Below are 2,585 nucleotides of genomic sequence, written 5' to 3'. Positions count from 1 at the left end.
CCCTGCAGAAAAAGGACGAGCGGCAACGCCCGCGAGTTTTTCTCACTTTACCAACAAGAGAGTGGAGGGTATAAGCATGCAGTTACTAAAAGAAAGGATTCGCCTGGAAGGCATAGTTATCAATGAAAAGGTGCTCAAAGTCGATTCATTTTTAAACCATCAACTCGATCCGGCGCTTATGATGGCGATTGGAGAGGAATTCGCGGCACGTTTTGCAAAAGAGGGCATTACAAGAATTCTCACGATTGAATCTTCCGGTATTGCCGCCGCTTTAACGACAGGTCTCAAGCTGAATGTACCTGTTGTGTTCGCCCGGAAAAAACGTTCGGTGCTGATGAATGAAGAAGTTTATCATACAGAGGTCCACTCCTTTACAAAGAACGAAACCAATCAGGTGACGGTTCTTAAGAAGTTCATGCCGGAAGGGGAAACCGTCCTGCTTATTGATGATTTCCTGGCGAACGGGGAGGCTGCGCTCGGATTAGCTTCGATCGTGGAGCAGTCAAACAGCAAAGTAGCCGGCATAGGAATTGTCATTGAAAAGGCCTTTCAGGATGGAGGAGCCAAGCTGCGAAAGGCAGGGTACCATGTCGAGTCACTTGCCCGTATTTCGTCTCTGTCAGGTGGACATGTTGAATTTATTCAGGAAATGTCGGAAGTAGAATAGGAGAAGAGATAATGATGAAAAATAAACCAGGTAAAATTTTTTCGCTTGGCTTGCAGCATGTGCTTGCGATGTATGCCGGTGCTGTCATCGTCCCGTTGATTGTCGGCGGAATGATGAAGCTCACCCCGTCCCAGCTCGGTTATTTAATTGCGGCCGACTTGCTTACATGCGGAATTGCAACCTTGCTTCAACTTTGGAAAAACCGGATTTTCGGAATTGGGCTGCCAGTTGTACTAGGATGTACATTTACCGCTGTATTTCCGATGATTTCAATTGGAAAACAATATGGAATGTCCGCTATTTATGGGGCGATCATTGTGTCCGGGCTTTTTGTTGTTCTTATTTCCGGCTTGTTTAGTAAGCTTATCCGATTCTTTCCGCCTGTGGTAACAGGGTCGATTGTTACAATCATTGGTGTGACCCTCGTTCCGGTAGCGATGAATAATATTGCCGGTGGGCAAGGTAGTCCCGATTTCGGAAATATAAGTAATTTGGCCATCGGGTTTGGCGTTCTTGCTTTTATTGTTATCATTAACCGGTTTTTCACCGGATTTATTCAAGCCATTTCTGTCCTGCTTGGATTGATTGTTGGAACCGCTGTTTCTGCATTCCTCGGGAAGGTAAGCTTTAAAGCAGTAGGCGAGGCGTCCTGGTTTAGCATGGTGAAACCTCTCTATTTTGGCATGCCTACGTTTCATGCCAGTGCAATTCTGACGATGGTTATTGTGGCGATCGTAAGTCTCGTTGAGTCAACCGGCGTGTTCTTAGCGCTAAGTGAAATCTGTAATCGGAAGCTGGATGAAAAAGATTTATCACGGGGATACCGGGCGGAAGGAATTGCGGTTATACTGGGAGGCCTGTTTAACTCGCTTCCGTATACGACATTTTCACAAAACGTCGGTCTGGTTCAGCTGTCTAAAGTCAAAACAAGAGATGTCATCCTATGTGCAGGACTGCTGCTTATGGGCTTGGGATTGATTCCGAAGTTTGCGGCGCTTGCCACGGTCATTCCGAATCCGGTACTTGGCGGTGCGATGGTTGCCATGTTCGGCATGGTGGTTGCGTCAGGAATTAAAATGCTTGGGAGAATTGATTTTTCCAACAATGAGAATTTATTAATTATTGCTTGTTCAGTAGCGCTTGGGCTCGGGGTAACGGTGGTCCCGAATTTCTTTGCCCACCTTCCGTCCGTCCTCCGAATTATATTTGAAAATGGAATTGTTGCAGGATCGGTAACAGCTATTATACTGAATATTATATTTAACGTCATTGGAAAAGCGGGCAAAGCAACAAATTCAGAGGAAAAAATTTCAGTTCAGAAGGTTTCATGAAATTTAGTAGTTGACACTTTTTTAAACCATGTCTATAATTGCTTGTAATAATAAAACAACGCAAATATTTAGACGAAAATGACAATTGAAAAAGCAAGAACATGGATGGGGACCTCGTATTTAGCCAATGCTTTACAGAGAGTTCGGGACGCTGAGATCCGAACAAGAAATGCTAAATACATCTCGCCTCGGAGTTGCATTTCTGAACGTTACGACAAGTAGGAAAGGCCGTTTGCACGCGTTATGTGTAAGGTTTGAAACAAAACCTGTTGAGGTTGCTTGTCGTGAGGCAGGCAATAAATTTGGGTGGTATCGCGAAGCTCTTTCGCCCCAACTGACGAGAAAAAAGTCAGAGGGTGAAAGGGCTTTCTTTATTCTCTTTACAGGTAGGAATGGGTGTAGGTGGGGTTTTAGACTGAATTTTACGATTATTTTTACAATGGAGAGATTTAAAAGGAGGAGAAAGTATGAGTGCTGAAACAGCGACAGTTGAGCAAACAGCTTCGATTCCGCCAATTGCGATGGGAGAGACAATGACGGGAGCAGATATGCTCTTACGATGTTTGCTGTTGGAGGGGGTTGAATAC

At 44.8% G+C, this 2,585-nt stretch carries 2 protein-coding genes and 1 other annotated feature; both genes read left to right on the top strand.

The annotated features are described in order from the left end of the window. Positions 1-667: xanthine phosphoribosyltransferase (locus H525_RS0115370; RefSeq protein ID WP_342664292.1), on the top strand; the 667-nt coding region annotated here is incomplete at its 5' end. 14 nt (positions 668-681) lie between these two features. Then, a complete protein-coding gene (locus tag H525_RS0115365) occupies positions 682-1,998 on the top strand; it encodes a nucleobase:cation symporter-2 family protein (protein ID WP_027416902.1) in 1,317 nt (438 codons plus the stop codon). Between the two features lie 93 nt (positions 1,999-2,091). Next, positions 2,092-2,334 (top strand) — a binding site (T-box leader). The last annotated feature ends 251 nt before the right edge of the window (positions 2,335-2,585 follow it).

The sequence above is a fragment of the Aneurinibacillus terranovensis DSM 18919 genome (assembly GCF_000430625.1).
Classification (GTDB): Bacteria; Bacillota; Bacilli; order Aneurinibacillales; family Aneurinibacillaceae; genus Aneurinibacillus_B; species Aneurinibacillus_B terranovensis.
Note: the sequence above shows the minus strand (reverse complement) of the source record. Positions and strands in the feature narration are given on the sequence as shown.